We start from the raw sequence: 15,383 nt of genomic DNA, 5'->3' as shown, positions 1-15,383 counted from the left end.
GCCCGCGCGCCACTAATCGGCCGGGCGCAGCCACAGGCAGCCCGACTGTGGCACCAGCGCAAACCGGGTGGAGGTGCTGGCGCCGCTGGCGTCTTCGGGGCCGGTGACTAGGGTGATCGCGGTCGGTTGGCGGGCTTCGTCGATTTCCGCGGCGGACGACTGCACCTGAGGCCCCAGGGGCCGGCTCGCATCATAGAGCGCCGCGGCGCTGGGGGCGGTCTGCAGCACGCGAACGGGGCTGTCGTCGGCGACATCGAGCAGCGGCTGGCGCATCAGCGCTGCCAGCGTGCGGATCTGCTCCACTACGCCGCGTCGGCTGTAGCCGTCCCACAGCATCAGGCCGGCCAGGCGGTTGGGATCGCGAGCGGCGAATGCGTCCACGATCTGCTGGCGCAGCGCATCCAGCGTGGCGGCGCACAGCTGCGCAGAGCGGTCCTCGTACCGCGGCGGAGCATCCACCGGCGAGGTGGCCGACCCGGCGTTGTCGCCGGGCAGGGCGGGGGTGGCGTCCAGGTCGGCACAAACGCGATCGGTAAAGACCAAGCGGCCGGCGTGATCGACGCAGCGATGGATGCCCGCCTCCTGCGCATGCAGCGGCCGCGGGCCGATCCATATGGCCAGCCACACCAGCAGCAGGAGGGAAGTCCGACGCATCGCCGCAGCATAGCGTCGCGGCGGCGGCCGATCAGTGCAGCAGGTCAAGCACGGCGAGGGTGGGGCGGGCGCGATTCAGCGTGTAGAAGTGCAGGCCTGGCGCGCCGCCCTCGAGCAGGCGTCGGCAGAGTCCGGCGACCACCTGCGCGCTGAGTTCGGCGATCGCTTCGGCGTCGTCGCCGTGCGCCTGCATGCGCTTGGCAATCCAGCGCGGGATCTCCGCCCCGCAGGCGTCGGAGAAGCGCTTGAGCTGGCTGAAATTGCTGATCGGCATAATCCCCGGAACGATCGGGACCGTGACGCCGAGCGCGCGCACGTCGTCGACGAAACGGAAATACGCGTCGGGGTTGAAGAAATACTGCGTGATCGCGCCGTTCGCGCCCGCCTCGACCTTGGCCTGGAAGTGGCGCAGGTCGGCCAGTGCGTCCTCGGCCTGCGGGTGGGTTTCCGGATAGGCCGCCACCTCGATGTGAAAGTGGTCGCCCGAATGCTCGCGGATGAAACGCACCAGCTCGGCTGCATAGCGGAAGTCGCCGGGCGAGGCCATGCCCGAGGGCAGGTCGCCGCGCAGTGCCACGATCCGGCGATAACCGGCCGCGCGGTAGCCGTCGAGCAGGGCGGCGATCTCGGCGCGCGTGCCGCCCATGCACGACAGGTGCGGTGCCACCGGGAGGCCATGCTCGCGGTGCAGCCGGGCCACCGTCTCGCCGGTGTAGCTGAGCGTGGAGCCGCCCGCGCCGAACGTCACCGAGGCGTACTCGGGCTGCGCCTTTTTCAGTAGCTGTGCCGTGCGGTCGAGCTGCGCGCGCTGCTGATCGGTCTTGGGCGGAAAGAATTCAAAGCTGATCGCCGGCATCGCGCGGTCTCCAGGAAAGGCGGGTGGAAAGCCAAGGAGTCGCAGTGTATATCCTTGTGTCGCGATGAAGCGATATATATGTGTCACTCAGGCGTGGACGGGCGTTTCCGGATGGCTCCCACGGTGCAGGCGGGCCGTGCGTGACGGTCTGTATCCGCGCGCATCACTGCGGCCATCGGTCCGCGGGCGCGGTCCAAGTCGCCAAGTCGCAGACGCGCCTCATGTCCGTGGGCTCGAGGCGCGTCTGCAGGCGGCGTGATTAGAACGACGATCAGAACCTGCGGCCGTAGCTGATGCCGATCGAGTTCTGATGCATCGAGATACGCTCCTGCCCGGCCGGCGCCCCACCCATGAACACCGGCAGGATCGACGCACCCTGCACGGTCTTGCTGAAGGCGTGCATGTACGCCACCGTCAGCTCACCGCCGCTGCGCATCGTGTGGGTGAAGCCCAGGGTGAGGTGGTCGGTGACCACGCCCGGCGCCACGATGTTGAAGGTGACGTCGGCGCTCTGGATGGGATTGCTTCCGTGGTTCAGCCCGGCGCGCCAGGTCCAGCGATCGGAAGTGGCGTATTCCGCCCCCAGCTTCCAGACCTTCACGTCGTGCCAGCCAAAGCCAGGGCCGTTGTTCGCGCCGAGTGGATACGGCACCAGGCTGCGATTGCTGACCGACTGCACGCCGCTGTAGTTGATCCGCTCGTAATCGAGCGCGACGCTCAGGCGATCGACCGGCGTCCAGGCCACGCCCAGCGAGTAGTTCGCCGGAATGTCGAACTTGCCCCCTTCGGCGAACAGCCCGTCGTAGCGGGAAAACCGACTCATGCTGATCTTGCTGGCGTACGCCGCCCCGACCGAGAAGCTGGGAGTGACGCGTGCGAAATAGCCCACCCGCACCCCGTAGCCGTGGGATAGCTCGGGCCCTCGATTGGTTACATTTGCCGGGTCCGAGGACAAGCCGGGTGTCTGCGAAAAGGCCTGCAGGCCCTTGGCGGAAAACCGCTGCACGGCGAACTGCGGTGCGATGCCGATCGACTGGTTGGCGGTGAGCGCGTAGGACGCGGTGGGCGCAATGATCAGCTGGGTCAGGTCGACCCCGAGCGAGCCCGATCCGCACAGCATGTTCGCCGAGCCTTGGCCGCAATTGAACTGGCCACCGGGATAATCGGTATTCATGCCGCCGTTGCCGAACACGCTTACACCGATGGCGAGGTTATCGCGCACCATCCGGTTGTAGCCGAATTCGGGAATGGCAAACAGCGTGCGGCCACTGTGGATGGAACCATCGAGGCCGGGCCCGAATCCACTACGAGAAGCACTGCGCTCAGGGTCGAATACGTCCAGTCCCAGATCGAGCCGATCACCCGACATGACCATGGTTGCCGGGTTGTTGGCGCCGCCGAAGCCGTCTCCGGGAAGTGCCATCGAGGTGCCGCCGCGGCCCTTGGCCTTCATGCCGTAGCCGTGTGAGAAATAGCCATTGGTTGCCGATGCCGTGCCACAGCACAGCAGCGCGATGGATGTAACGAGAGTGCGCAGTCGCATGAGCCTTCCCCCCTCCCGGGATGGAGTCGATGGACGGGGAGCGGATCTCTCCCCGGGTCTTGCTTATATACCTATAGGGGTATAGGTATATAAGCCGAGACTAGCACGAGCTTTTCCCGAATTTCGGCAGTCGGGAAAAACAGATTTCGGCAGAAAAAGGAGTCACTCGAGATAATGCGTTGCAGCATTTTCAATCACGCGTTTGCAAACACGCGCGCTTTTACTCGGGCGGGGCGGAATGTGCGCCAATGCCGGCCCCGTGCTAATCTCATCGAGGCTGATTTCCGGGTGTTTTCGTTCGCGCTTGGATGCGGGCCTGGGCTTGATCAAAAAATCATGCATCGCACCATCAGCCGGCCACGATCGACGGACTCGCACCCATGACCAAAAAGATTCCTCCGGCGGACCCGCAGGAGACGGAAGAGGCACAGCGTCGCAAGATCGTCGCCCGACTGGCGCGCATCGAGGGCCAGGTGCGGGCGATCCAGGGCATGATCCTGGACAACTGCAGTTGCGAGCAGGTGGCGCTGCAGCTCACCGCGGCGCGGCGTGCGCTGGACAAGGCGTTCTACGAAATGATCGTCTGCAGCCTCAACAACCATCTCGAAACGTCCGGCGACATCGAGGATGTGCGGGCATCGACCAAGGAACTGTCGCGCCTGCTCACCAAGTTCGGCTGAGCGGCATCGCCGCCTGCGTCTAGCTGATCAGCATCCCTAGTGCGCGAGCGATTCCTGCTCCATCTGCAGGTAGACGTTGTACGCGTTGCGGCGGTTGGCCGCGCCGAAGGTCGGTTCGGCTTCAAACCGACTCCAGTCCACCTGCTGGTAGGCCTCGTCGAACGGCACGAGGTTGCTCACCGCGGCCCCCATCTGCTGGCGAAGGAACACCAGGTAGTCACGGGTCAGCTGCGCATCGGCACGCGGGTGCAGTGACGCAGGCCCGTGCCCGGGAACCATCACGCGGGCCGGAATGGCGAGCAGCTGGTCGATGGCCTTCAGCCACGTGCGGGTGTCGGCATCGCCGATGAACGGCACGCGGCCCGCGTACACCACGTCGCCGGAGTACAGCACGCCATCGGGTTCCACCAGCATCGCCATATCCTCGGGCGAATGCGCCGGTCCGATGTGGCGCAACGAGAAGCTCACTCCGCCCATCTTGAAACCGGTGGGGGTATCGAGCCAGCGGTCCGGCAAAGGCAGGGTGAAGTCCGCCCCCAGCCACGGCCCGATCAACTGTTTGCGCTGGGCCAGGCGCTCAGCGGCTTCCTGTGAATTGAGATAGAGGTGCGCGCGGGTGTCGGCCCAGATCTGCGCCCCGATCCGGCGAAACGCCGGAATGCCGTAGAAGTGGTCGGCGTGGTAGTGGCTGATCACCACGCGGCGGATCGGCTGATCGGTGAGCTTGCGGATCGCCTGGATCAGCCGGTCGCCCAGCGCGGGCGAGCCCAGCGTGTCGAACACCACCACGCCGTCGCCGGTGATCACGAAGCCGGCGTTGGCGATGAAGCCCTCGTTGGCGCGGCTCGCTTCCTCCAGCCTGCCCTCCACGTAGTAGCTGTGGGGGCCGACCTGATGCACGGGCAGATCGATCTCGCTGGGCGCCCACGGGGGTTTTGCTGCCGGCGCCGCCGCCAGTGCCGGCGACAGCCACGCCCAGGCCAGCAGCGCTGCGAGCGCGCGCCGAAACATCATCCACCGATACCCGGATCGTTCTGCTCTCCCACCAGCTTGGGCAGGTTCAACTTCGGCGCCGCCACGCTCTGGTGCGCCTTGAGGTATTCGGCCACCACATCCCACACCGGCTCGCCGGTGACGCCCTCGGCCACCGGCGCCCAGCCGGCGACCTTGTAGGACTTGCCGGCATCGATCGGCTTGCCGTCCAGCCGCATGTCGTTGATGCGCTTGCCGGCAGGGGCGTTCGGATCGCAGGTATAGGTGAGCCCGCCCACGCGCACCATGTCGCCACCCTGCTGGTAGTACGGATCAGGGTTGAACAGGTTGTCGCCGACATCCTCGAGGATCGCCTTGATCCGCTCCCCGGTGAACTCGTTGACCGTCACGGTCGGATAGGTGATCGCCGTCTGGTCCATCAGCCGCTCGTGGGTGATGGCCTCGCCCGGCAGCAACGTGGTGCCCCAGCGGAAGCCGGGCGAGAACGCGATCTGTGCGTCCTTCACCGCCATCAGGCCATCGAGGATGAGCTGATCGAAACTGCCGTTGAAGTTGCCGCGGCGATACAGCAGGCCCTCGCTGACGGCGTGGGTCTTGGCCAACTGGCTCTCGTACGGCTGGCGGTGCCTGGCGATCAGCGCCTGCATCGCCGGGTCCGGCGGAAGCAGGTCGGAGAACACCGGCAGCAGGCGATAGCGGGCTTCGCGCAGCTTGCCGTTTTTCACATCCAGATCGAGCACGCCGACGAACTTGCCGTTGCTGCCCGCGTTGGTCACTAGGGTCTCGCCACCGGCGTTCTTGACCTTCACCGGGTGCGGCACGCCGTCGTGGGTGTGTCCGCCCATGATCGCGTCGAGCCCGCTGACCTGCGAGGCCAGCTTGAGATCGCAGTCCATGCCGTTGTGCGACAACAGCACCACCACGGCTGCGCCCGCCTTGCGCACGGTGTCGATCACCTGCTGCAGGCGCTCCTGCTGGATGCCGAACGACAGCTCGGCCACGAAGCGCGCCGGATGAGCGATTGGCGTGTACGGGAACGCCTGGCCGATCACCGCCACATCCACGCCATTGACATGGCGCATGGCGTAGTCGGGAAACACCGGGTCGCCGAAGTCGGCGGTGCGGATGTTCTGCGCCACGAAATCGATCTTGCCCTTGAACGGGCCGTTGACCACTTCCTTCACGCGGTCGGCGCCGTAGGTGAATTCCCAGTGCCCGGTCATCACGTCCACGCCCAATTCGAGCTGGGCATCGACCATGTCCTGACCCTGGGTCCACAACGACGTTGCCGAACCCTGCCAGGTATCGCCGCCATCCAGCAGCAGGGCGCCGGGGCGGCTGGCGCGCAGGCGCTTGATCAGCGTGGCCAAGTGCGCGTAGCCGCCAACCTTGCCGTAGCGCTTGGACGCCTCGACGAAATCGAGGTAGGTCAGCGCATGCGCCTCGCGCGTCCCCGGCTTGATGCCGTAGAACTTCAGCAGGTGCTCGCCCACCAGGTGCGGCGGACGACCGCGCGCGGCGCCGACGCCCAGGTTGGACGATGGCTCGCGAAAGTGGATCGGCAGCAGCTGCGCATGGCTGTCGGTCATGTGCAGCAGGCTGACGTTGCCGAACGCCGGCGCGTCGTACAACGCTTCGCCGCGGGCACTGGCGGTGAGGGCGCGGCTCGACGTCAGCGGCAGGCCTGCCGCTGCCGCAGCGGCCATCAGCTGGATGAACTCGCGGCGATTCATGCTCATGGCAAGGGCGCTCCCGGCACGCTTACTGGTTGACCGGCGAGGCGGGATCAAACAGCAACGCCATGACGTCCTTGATCTGCTGTTCGGTGAGCACGCCCTTGGCACCGAAACGCGGCATCGCCGAGCACAGCGAGTACCCCTTCATGTCGTTGATCATGCTCCAGGCCAGCTTCAGCACCGGCTCGGATTGGCCGCGGTTCTTGCCGTAGTTGTAGAGCGACGGGCCGATGGTGCCGTAGGCGATCTGCTGCTTGTCGAGCTGGTGGCAGGCGTAGCAGTTGCCACCGGAGGGCTTGGCCGGATCGTCGGAATACTGGAAGCCGGTGCCTTCCTCGGCGATCGCCTGGCCGCGCTTCCAGTCGCCGAGAAACTTGCCGTCGGCGGGAAACTTGACCGAGGCCTGGTTGGCCGCCAGGGCCTTGGAGGCTGCCTCGCCGGTGGGCATGGCCGGCGCGTGCAGCGAACACAGGGCCTGGGTGGAATCCTGCTTCAGGCGGTCCATGTCGGCCTGGCCGTGAGGCTTGAACGATGCCTTCATGACGGCCAGCGCCTGGGCATTGCGGTCGCCCGGGTGCGCTGCCTCGGCAGCACTGGAAATCGCCGGCAGGGCTGCAAGCAGGATGAGTAGGCGAATCGGGGTGCGCATGGTCGACTCCTTAACGTTTGAGACCGGGGGCCGCCATCTTTCCGCCTTCGGCGTTCTTGGCGAGGAACATGGTCAGGTCGATCGCGGCTTCCGATCCGTACTTCAGTTCCGGCAATCGCTGCTGGCGGAAGCAGTCGCCGATGCGCCACTCCATCGTGCGCACCTCGCCCTGCGATACGCGATAGGCCGGCCACGCGGTATAGGTGGCCTGCGCGTCCGGACCGGCCTGGGCGAGGTCCGGCAGTTGCTGCAGGCGGATACGCTTGCCGGCCTGTCCGTGACAGGTGGCGCAGGAGAAGTCGTGCGTAGCCGCGCGATAGAAGAAGATCGCCTTGCCCATCTCGTAGGCCTGCTTCTCCTGCGGATGCTCCAGCGGCAGGCTGATGGCGACGCCCTTGGAGGCGTCGACGATGTAGGACGCCAGCGCTTCGAGGTCCGACTTGCGATCGCCGTCGCCAAAGCGGTTCTTCAGGATCGCCGCTTCGTCCAGGCCTTGCCCCTGCACCATGCAGGTGAGCAGTCGGCTATCGAGGTCCTGCACCTTCTTGGTGTCGGCAAAGTAGCGCGGCAGGTGCGCGTAGGCGCCCTTGACCACACCAGCGCCCAGGCCGAGGTCGCAGCTCTTGGCCAGTGAGGTTCCCTTGGGGCCGCGCACCTGGTTCCACAGGTCCTGACCGCGGGTGATCCACAAGGCGGCCGGGTTGTCGTCGCCGAACATCGCGCGGTACTCGGCCACCGGGTCGGTGGCGGTCTCCGATTGCGCCCATACCAGCGACGCCGCCAGGCTTCCGGCGGCTCCTCCCACGAGCATCAGCCCGAACATCAGCTGCCTGGATTTCGATTTCATGTGCCGTCTCCTCAGATGCCCGTCGACGCTCAGGGTTTGATGTAGGCATAGCCTTCGCGCGACTGCAGCCGCGCGACTTCGGCCAGGCCAGAAGGGACGACGCCGATGTCGTCGTCCAGTTGGTTCTTGCTGATCTTCAGCGTCGTCATGGTGTTGTTGCAGGCTTCAAAACGAACGCCGCTCTGCTGCAGGTCCTCGACCATCAGCGCGAACGGATAGCCGCCATCGGTCTTGCTGCCCTTGACCAGGAAACGCACGCTCTCGCCGACCGCCACCACGACGATCTGCGCCGTGGGGTCGGCCGTGAGCAGGTTCCTGACCTGATGCAACGCGGTGACGGTGCCCTTGCTGTCGGTGTCCAGATGAAACACCACCCGCATCGGTGCGCCCTGCGTGCCGACCGTCTCGGCGGCACGGGCAGACGCGGCCGGTGCGCAGGCCGCACACAGGCCGAGCAGCAGAGTCAGCGCCAACTTCATCATGGGTGTCGCCTCCGTGGACGGTCGGGCCGCCCGCACCGGCGCGGCCCGATTCTCGGTCGACCGGCCGGGTAGGCCGATCAGCTGATGACCGCTTCGTCAGTACGGGTTTCGCCTGCCGTGTCGCGCCAGGTGACCGAGACCTTGTCGCCCTTGGCACCACCCTTGAACTTGAAGGCCAGGAACGGGTTCTTCGAAACGGCCGGGCCCCATTCGGCGGTCAGCACGTCCTTGCCCTTGCAGCTGGCCTTGACGGTTTCGATGTAGTGGGCGGGCACCGGCTTGCCGCTGGCGTCTTTGCGCAAGCCGGTTTCCATCGGGTGGGACATCAGCACCTTCACCTCGACGACGTCGCCGGTGAGGGCGGCGCGAATTCGCATCGGATCTGCCATCTCGTTCTCCTGGAATGGATCAGCCGCCGCAGCCGCCAAGGGTGACCTTGACCAGCTGCTCGGTATAGAAAAAGCCCTTGTCGGTCTGCACCAGGGCGTAGAGGTTGGACGTCTCGGCGATCTTCACGCGCGTCATCACGTACGGCTCGGTGCCGTCGGGAAAGCTGAAGGAGGCTGACAGTGCGTGCGGGTTCTTCTCCGACACGATCGCGATCATCTTGGTGTTGGGCAGCTTGCTCTCGATCACCACCGGCACCACCGCGCCGTTCTCGGCGATCGGCGGCGCCTGCAGCGCGATGTCGGTGGACTTCGTCGCCGTGGTGCCACCGAGCGACTTGACCACTTCGTCGAGCGTCATCGCCTGGAACGGCTTGCGGGTATCGGTGGCGGCCAGCGGGCTGGTGACCGCGGCGGCCAGGCGTGGCAGCAGGCCGCTGGCGCCCACCAGCAGCAGGGCGGTACTGCTGGCACTGACCTGCAGGAAGGCCCTTCGGGACATGTTCATGGGTGACTCCTCGACGTGACTGCGTGTGTGGCGCGGTGGGTGTGTGGCGGTGGTGGCTTTGGGAAGACGCGGCATGCTTGGTCTCTCGCTCATTTCTTGGCGGGCTGGCTCAGAACCCAGTGGATGATGGCCGCCAGTTCCGCGTCGGACGGCCCGGACTGTGGCGGCATCGGAATCGGGCCCCACACGCCGGCGCCGCCCTTGCGGATCTTGTCGGTCAGGTGCTGCACCGCGCCGGCGTTGCCCTGGTACTTGGCGGCGACGTCCTGGAAGGCCGGGCCGACCACCTTGTGGTCCACGGCGTGGCACGCGGTGCAGGCATACGTGCCGAGCAGCTTGGGCACGTCCGGGGTTGCCTTGGCGTCGGCATTGCCCGGCAACTCGGAGGCGGGCGGCGCCTGCTCGTTCATCGTCTGCAGGCCGCGGAAGTTGTCGCGGATGTCGCCGTACAGGTTCTCGACGAAGCCCGCGGGCAGGCTCGCGGTGACCTTCACGTCCTTGGCGCAATCCTTCATGCAGGCGACGTTCTTGACGTCGGGCGTGCCTGTCACGCTCATCAGGCCGGGGAACGGCTTGACCTTGTCGTGCGCGGGCATCTTGACCTTGGGGAGCGTGTTCTTGTCCGCGACGAAATCGGCCGGCACGATGTCGTTGAGATTCAGCACATAGGCTGCGGCGGCGTAGACCTGGTTCGCCGTCAGCGCCTTGGAGTGCGGGAACGGCATCGCGCGGTTGATGTAGTCGAACAGCGTGGTGGCGTAGTTGAGTCGCGCTCCCACGTTGGTCAGCGCGATATACGAGTTGCTCTCGCCGAACGTGCCGTGGCAACTGGCGCAGTTGGCGTCGTACACCTCGTTGCCTTCGGCCACCGAGCCGTGCCCATCCGGCAGGCCGGCGCCGTCAGGGCGCACGTCGATGTTCCAGCCGGCGATCTGCTCGGGCGTGGCTTTCTGCCCGAGTCCGTATTTGCCCTGGGCCTGGGCGGGCAAGGCCGCCGCCAGCAGCACGATGACCGCCACTGCGCTGACCATCCGATCAGACTTCCACATTGTGCACCTTCCCCTCGGCATCGACGAGCCAGGTCTGAATGGCGTTGTTGTGATAGATCGAGCTGGTGCCGCGCACTTCGCGCAGCTGGCGCATCTTTGGCTGCACGTAGCCGGTCGAGTCGATGCAGCGGCTCTGCAGCAGGGCCGGGCTGCCGTCCCAGGTCCAGTCCAGCCGGAAGCGGGTGAGCGCCTTGTCCAGCACCGGCGTCTGCAACTTGGCGGTGCGCCAGTTCTTGCCGCCGTCGGTAGAGACGTCCACGCGCTTGATGCGGCCGCGGCCGGACCACGCCAGCCCGCTGATCTCGTAGTAGCCGCCCTTGTCCAGCAGGTGCTGCCCGCCGGACGGCGAGGTGATCACAGACTTGGCTTCCTGGATCCAGGTGTACTGGCGGATGCTGCCGTCGGGCATCGCGTCGCTGTACTGCAGCGATTCCTCGCGGGTGTTCCACGGCTGGTCGCCGACCTTGATCCGGCGCAGCCATTTCACGTTCGACACGCCCTGCACGCCGGGCACGATCAGGCGCAGCGGGTAGCCGTTCTCGGGGCGCACCATCTCGCCGTTCTGGCCGTAGGCGACCACCACGTCGTTCAGCGCAAAGGAGATCGGGATGGTGCGCGTGAGGCCGGCGCCGTCGGCGCCCTCGGCCAGGATGTACTTGGCCTGCTTCGCATCGAAGCCGACGTCTTCCAGCAGCGTGGACAGCGGCACGCCGGTCCACTCGGCGCAGCTGAGCATGCCGTGGGTGTACTGCACCGTGGGCACGGATGGGTTGGCCCACTCCATCGCCGAGTTGGCGCCGCATTCCACGAAGTGGATGCGCGACACCGACGGGAACCGCAGCAGGTCCTCCATCGTGTAGATCTTCGGCTCGCGCACCAGGCCGTGGATCATTAGCCGGTGTTCGTACGGATTGATGTCCGGACGGCCGTTGTGGTCGCGCTCGAAGTGCAGGCCGTTCGGCGTGATGATGCCGAACAGGTTCTGCAGCGGTGCGAACGCCACCGACGATTGCGTGGTGGTGGTCAGCCCCGGGCTGCTGCGGCGGATGATGTTCTTCTCGAAGCTCGAGGGAAAACCGTACGGATCGGCCCCGACCGGCTTGCCCAGGTTCTGCGACCACGGCGGCAGGTTTGGCGGCAGGTGCTTCGGATCGACCGCGGCCGCGGCCTTTTCGGCGGCGCCCACCGACCCGGCCGCGAGCAACGCGGCGCCGCCGGCCAGCAGTCCGCCCAGCGCACGCCGGCGCGAGCGCCCTTCGGTGCTCAGGAAGTCTTCGGGTGCCTGCAGAAGGCGGCCCCGTTTGGAATCCTGCTGGTCCATCGCATGCTCCGTCGAGGTAAGGCGGCGCGACGCGCTCGTCGCTGCCGGAAAGAAGAAAACTGCGCGGCGGCGCACACCCGATGCGCCGCCGCGATGCGTGACCCGATCAGGGCAGGCCGACCACCGGGCGCTGCTCGGCCGTCCACTCCAGCATCGAGCCGTCGTACAGGCGGGTGTTCGGGTTCTTCATCACTTCGCTCAGCACGAACCACGCGCCCGAGGCGAGGTGGCCGGTGTTGCAGTAGGTGATGCTGGGCTTGCTCGCCTTGATGTCCAGGTGCTTGAAGATGGCCTGGTACTGCGCTGGCGAGAGGTAATGCTCGGCGCCTCCGGTGGAGGCGGTGCGCAGCTCCGGCGGCAGGTTGACGGCGCCCTTAATGTGCCCGGCACTACCGACGTCCGGCTTCTTGGTCAGACCGACGTAGAACGGCATCGGGCGGGCGTCGACGATCTGCACGCCGCTGCCGATCGCCTTGGCGACATCCTGGCTGCTGGCGATGTATTTCGTGCGCGGCGCGGTGGCCGTCCAATCGCCTTCACCGGCCGCGGCGGGCGCGGTGTCGAAGGCCAGGCCCTGCTGCAGCCAGCCGGTGGTGCCGCCTTCGAGCAGCGCCAGGTGATCGTCACCGTAGACCTTCATCGACCAGTACACGCGCGCCGCCATGTCCAGATCGGCGCCGGACGCGCCCTCGGGCACGATCACCGTCGGCTTGCCGGCTTTCACGCCGATGCCGCGCATGAGGGCCTGGAAGGTCGCGTGGTCGGGCAGCATCGCCTTGATCTCGCGGCCGTCGATGGTGCGCGCGACGCGCGTCTTGCCGAAGTCGAGCAGCAGGGCACCGGGGATGTGCCCACCGAGCGTGGCAAGCGTCTTGGTGCCCTTGTCGGTGGTGAACGCCGGAGCCTTGGAGAAGGACGCCGGATCGCTGCGCACGTCGACGATGTTCACCTCGTGCTGGTGCTGCGACAGCCACTGCGCACTGACCACCGGGCCGGGCAGCGTCACCGCCTGTGCGGTAGTCGAGCCGAGCAGGAGCAGCCCGGCGGCCCACAGGCCTTTGATGTGCATATTCATGTTCATTCCCTCCACCCCGTCCGATCGGACCGTTCAGTGACTGACATGGTCGAGCGCCACCAGTTGGCGTTCGACCGAGATACGGCAATGGCTGAGCACGTGCATGCGGCGGTCTTCCAGCAGGCCCGGCCGGCGCCCGCCCTGCAGGCGTGCGGCCACGCGTCGATCGCGATGCCGCAGCAAGGCGGTGATCTGCGGCGCGAAGACGCCGAGCTGCGCGCGCAACCAGGCCTCCAGCGGATCGCTCCCGGCCGCGGGTGCGGCCGCGACCGCTTCGATCAGCGCGATCACGCGCTCGGCCGGGAGCCACGTTTCGTCGGTTACCCAGCGATTGGTGGTGAACAGCCGCAGCGGCATGCCGCGAGCGTCCACGCCGATCGCCAGCAGATGCGTGTACCGGGGCGCGTCACCGCCGGTGGCGCCGAGCGGGGCGAACAAATGGAAATGCCCGTGCTCCGCGGATGAAGCGCCGGGCGTGCGATGAGCGTGGTAGTAGAAGTGCAGGGCGCCCGCGCGGCCGTCAGCCGGCATGTCGCCGACCGTCCCGTACTGGTGCCAGACCTGCGGGGCGTCGGTGTCGCCCAGCGCCGCGGCCAGCGGCACCTGACCCGCCGCGACGAAGCGGTCCAAGCAATCGATCAACGTCATTGCCGCCGTGCGCGTGCGCGCCCGCGAGGATTGCCCCAGCGCGCGCAGGCTCGCCGTCACCCGCGCCCGCGGAAACGGGACGCGGGAATGATCGACGGCGCGGGCGCGCGATGCGTTCATCAGCGCGGCGCACCTTCGTCGCACTTCGGGGCCGGCGCGCATGGGTTCTTCGGCGTGTCGCAGTTCTTCTTGGCCTTGCCGGGCTTGGGCGCACACGGGTTCGCCGGGCCTGCCGCTTGCGGTGCACACGGGTTGCTGGCCGCGGCCTTCTGCGGCGCGCACGGATTGGCGGGCGCGGACTTGGCCGGCGTGGGCGCGCACGGGTTGGTCTGTGCGTAAGCCGTCGAGACGCCACCGAGCGGCGCCAGCGCGGCGGGCAGGGGTGCCATTGCCGCGAGGGCGAGCGTGGCGGTCGACAGCCGGACACCCAGCGAAGCACTGCGCTTGTGGTGGTGGGCTTTCTTCATGGGGTCAGTCCTCAAGAGGGGTGGGGCGCGCGTCAGTCGGCGCAGGTAATGGAGGGATCGCCGCCGCTGCGGCGGGTGAACCACCACACGCCCGCCGCCACGCCCACCAGGATCGCCAGCACTGCCCACGCCGGCAGGCCGAGCAGCTCGCCGAGGGTCTGCGACGGCGGGCCGGCGGCGGCGGTGAGCATCGGGGCGATCGGCGTGTAGATGCCGGCGAAGGCGATCACGCCGACAATCAGGCCGACGAAGAACACGATGCCGTCGACGCGGCCTGCGGCGGCGCCGACCACCGAGGTGCCCGGGCAGTAGCCGCCCAGCCCCATGCCGACGCCGATCAGCGCGCCGCCCAGGAGCGTTGCCCACAGGTAAGTGGTGGGTACGAACAGGTCGGCCGCGTGCATGACGCCGGCAAGTTCCAGCACGTACAGCCCGCCGGCGGACACCAGGATCGCGGTGAACATCACGTTGAACACTGTCCAGTCCTGCAGCCGCAGCTGTGCGGTGAGCCGGCAGCCATTGCCGAGACCGCCGCGCTGCAGGACGTAGCCGAACAGGACGCCGCACACGAGGCCGGAGAGCGGGCCGCTCATGCCGAGTGGGAAGCTCATTTCCACATCCCCCGCGTGAGCAGGCCGGTGGCGAGGCCGGCACCGAAGAAGCCGATCAGGAAGACGAAGCCCGCGGTGGCCAGCGTGGCCGAGCCGGACAGGCCCAGGCCGCTGGTGCAGCCCGCGGCGACGCGCGCTCCGAAGCCGGACACGATGCCGCCGGTCAGCGCCAGCGCGAGCCGGCCGGGTGCGCGGGCTCGCGGCGGGCCCTCCACGCGCAGGTGCAATCGTCCCGACCACCACGCCGCCGCCAGCGCTCCGATGGTCACGCCGACCACTTCCCAGATGATCCAGGTGTCCAGCGGATTGCGGCCGTTCTCGACCATCCAGCCGAGGTAGCCGTTGGCCTCGGTGGCCGATGGCGCCACCACGTTGGAAGTGGCCGCGGCGATCGCCGTGGGCGCACCGGACGCGCCCAGGCCGTGGCCGGTGAGCACGAAGGTCAGCAGCAGCACGAGACCGAGCACGGCTCCGGCGACGTGGGCATTCCAGATGGGACGCTGTTTCATGATCGACGGCTCCGCAGCAGGCGACGGCTGCCGACGATCGGTACAGGCGGGTCGTCGGCAGCCCTTTGAGTGCGGGGTATGTATACCCCTATGGGTATATCCTATAGCGCCAATACCCCGGGCTGTCATGCTGCGACGCGCCAAGAAAGCGCTGCCCCCGTTTGAGGCGGCGGCGGGGATAGATGTGAGGCGGGATCTGCGTGTTGGCGGGTTGGCGCGACCCTTCCGCCGTTGCGGCTGGCGCAACCGGTTCGCCCACGTGGGCCACTCCGCTGGCGCTTCGCGTTGTCGGTCGGAAACGTTCGTCAGCAGGGGCGCCGCGGAGTGTGCGCGGGTAACAAGGCCGGGCTGATCGCCCGCCGCGGGTCC

General features: G+C 67.3%; 18 protein-coding genes. 1 reads left to right on the top strand and 17 read right to left on the bottom strand.

Annotation, left to right across the window (positions count from 1 at the left end; genetic code table 11):
* Nucleotides 1–12: 12 nt before the first annotated feature.
* The 3 genes from ACQVBX_RS12215 to ACQVBX_RS12205 all read right to left on the bottom strand — a co-directional run bounded on the left by ACQVBX_RS12215 (nt 13) and on the right by ACQVBX_RS12205 (nt 3,053).
* On the bottom strand, nt 13–654 hold the full coding sequence (locus ACQVBX_RS12215; protein WP_431634359.1) for a DUF4124 domain-containing protein: 642 nt from the start codon (nt 652–654) through the stop codon (nt 13–15).
* 31 nt (nt 655–685) lie between these two features.
* Nucleotides 686–1,510, bottom strand: coding sequence for a methylenetetrahydrofolate reductase [NAD(P)H] (metF, locus tag ACQVBX_RS12210; protein WP_431634358.1), 825 nt, complete (start codon nt 1,508–1,510; stop codon nt 686–688).
* A 271-nt stretch (nt 1,511–1,781) separates the two neighbouring features.
* A complete protein-coding gene (locus ACQVBX_RS12205) occupies nt 1,782–3,053 on the bottom strand; it encodes an OmpP1/FadL family transporter (RefSeq protein ID WP_431634357.1) in 1,272 nt (423 codons plus the stop codon).
* A 380-nt stretch (nt 3,054–3,433) separates the two neighbouring features.
* Here ACQVBX_RS12205 and ACQVBX_RS12200 point away from each other — a divergent pair, with 380 nt between their 5' ends.
* Nucleotides 3,434–3,733 (top strand): metal-sensitive transcriptional regulator, encoded by a 300-nt coding sequence (locus tag ACQVBX_RS12200; RefSeq protein ID WP_431634356.1) that lies wholly within the window; start codon nt 3,434–3,436, stop codon nt 3,731–3,733.
* Nucleotides 3,734–3,769: 36 nt separating this feature from the next.
* Here the strand turns inward: ACQVBX_RS12200 and ACQVBX_RS12195 are convergent, their stop codons facing one another.
* From ACQVBX_RS12195 to ACQVBX_RS12130, 14 genes are all read right to left on the bottom strand, one after another.
* Entirely contained in the window at nt 3,770–4,747 is a 978-nt protein-coding gene (locus ACQVBX_RS12195; RefSeq protein WP_431634355.1) for an MBL fold metallo-hydrolase, read from the bottom strand.
* Nucleotides 4,744–6,465 (bottom strand): thiosulfohydrolase SoxB, encoded by a 1,722-nt coding sequence (gene soxB, locus ACQVBX_RS12190; RefSeq protein ID WP_431634354.1) that lies wholly within the window; start codon nt 6,463–6,465, stop codon nt 4,744–4,746. The genes ACQVBX_RS12195 and soxB overlap by 4 nt, the downstream gene beginning before the upstream one ends.
* Before the next feature lie 22 nt (nt 6,466–6,487).
* Nucleotides 6,488–7,111, bottom strand: coding sequence for a sulfur oxidation c-type cytochrome SoxX (soxX, locus tag ACQVBX_RS12185; protein ID WP_431634353.1), 624 nt, complete (start codon nt 7,109–7,111; stop codon nt 6,488–6,490).
* Nucleotides 7,112–7,121: 10 nt separating this feature from the next.
* The gene (soxA, locus tag ACQVBX_RS12180) at nt 7,122–7,958 is read right to left on the bottom strand and encodes a sulfur oxidation c-type cytochrome SoxA (RefSeq protein WP_431634352.1); all 837 of its coding nucleotides are present in this window, start codon (nt 7,956–7,958) and stop codon (nt 7,122–7,124) included.
* A 29-nt stretch (nt 7,959–7,987) separates the two neighbouring features.
* Entirely contained in the window at nt 7,988–8,437 is a 450-nt protein-coding gene (locus tag ACQVBX_RS12175; RefSeq protein WP_431634350.1) for a DsrE family protein, read from the bottom strand.
* 80 nt (nt 8,438–8,517) lie between these two features.
* A complete protein-coding gene (gene soxZ, locus ACQVBX_RS12170; RefSeq protein WP_431634349.1) occupies nt 8,518–8,829 on the bottom strand; it encodes a thiosulfate oxidation carrier complex protein SoxZ in 312 nt (103 codons plus the stop codon).
* Between the two features lie 19 nt (nt 8,830–8,848).
* Nucleotides 8,849–9,334: a thiosulfate oxidation carrier protein SoxY gene (soxY, locus tag ACQVBX_RS12165; RefSeq protein WP_431634348.1), complete on the bottom strand. Its 486-nt coding sequence runs from the start codon at nt 9,332–9,334 to the stop codon at nt 8,849–8,851.
* 89 nt (nt 9,335–9,423) lie between these two features.
* Complete coding sequence (locus ACQVBX_RS12160; RefSeq protein ID WP_431634347.1) at nt 9,424–10,383, bottom strand: c-type cytochrome; 960 nt, start codon at nt 10,381–10,383, stop codon at nt 9,424–9,426.
* Nucleotides 10,370–11,704 (bottom strand): sulfite dehydrogenase, encoded by a 1,335-nt coding sequence (soxC, locus tag ACQVBX_RS12155; protein ID WP_431634346.1) that lies wholly within the window; start codon nt 11,702–11,704, stop codon nt 10,370–10,372. Before soxC ends, ACQVBX_RS12160 begins: the two co-directional genes overlap by 14 nt.
* 106 nt (nt 11,705–11,810) lie before the next feature.
* A complete protein-coding gene (locus ACQVBX_RS12150) occupies nt 11,811–12,779 on the bottom strand; it encodes a sulfurtransferase (RefSeq protein WP_431634344.1) in 969 nt (322 codons plus the stop codon).
* Nucleotides 12,780–12,812: 33 nt separating this feature from the next.
* Nucleotides 12,813–13,589 carry a DUF6969 family protein gene (locus ACQVBX_RS12145; RefSeq protein WP_431634343.1) on the bottom strand — a complete coding sequence of 259 codons (777 nt, stop codon included), beginning with the start codon at nt 13,587–13,589 and terminating at the stop codon, nt 12,813–12,815.
* The gene (locus tag ACQVBX_RS12140; protein ID WP_431634341.1) at nt 13,547–13,894 is read right to left on the bottom strand and encodes a hypothetical protein; all 348 of its coding nucleotides are present in this window, start codon (nt 13,892–13,894) and stop codon (nt 13,547–13,549) included. The genes ACQVBX_RS12145 and ACQVBX_RS12140 overlap by 43 nt, the downstream gene beginning before the upstream one ends.
* Nucleotides 13,895–13,926: 32 nt before the next feature.
* Nucleotides 13,927–14,505 (bottom strand): YeeE/YedE thiosulfate transporter family protein, encoded by a 579-nt coding sequence (locus tag ACQVBX_RS12135; RefSeq protein WP_431634339.1) that lies wholly within the window; start codon nt 14,503–14,505, stop codon nt 13,927–13,929.
* A complete protein-coding gene (locus ACQVBX_RS12130) occupies nt 14,502–15,014 on the bottom strand; it encodes a YeeE/YedE thiosulfate transporter family protein (protein WP_431634338.1) in 513 nt (170 codons plus the stop codon). The genes ACQVBX_RS12135 and ACQVBX_RS12130 overlap by 4 nt, the downstream gene beginning before the upstream one ends.
* Nucleotides 15,015–15,383: the final 369 nt, after the last annotated feature.

This window comes from Dyella thailandensis (genome assembly GCF_050749815.1).
Taxonomy (GTDB): domain Bacteria; phylum Pseudomonadota; class Gammaproteobacteria; order Xanthomonadales; family Rhodanobacteraceae; genus Dyella_A.
This window is presented reverse-complemented; position numbering and strand designations above follow the sequence as displayed.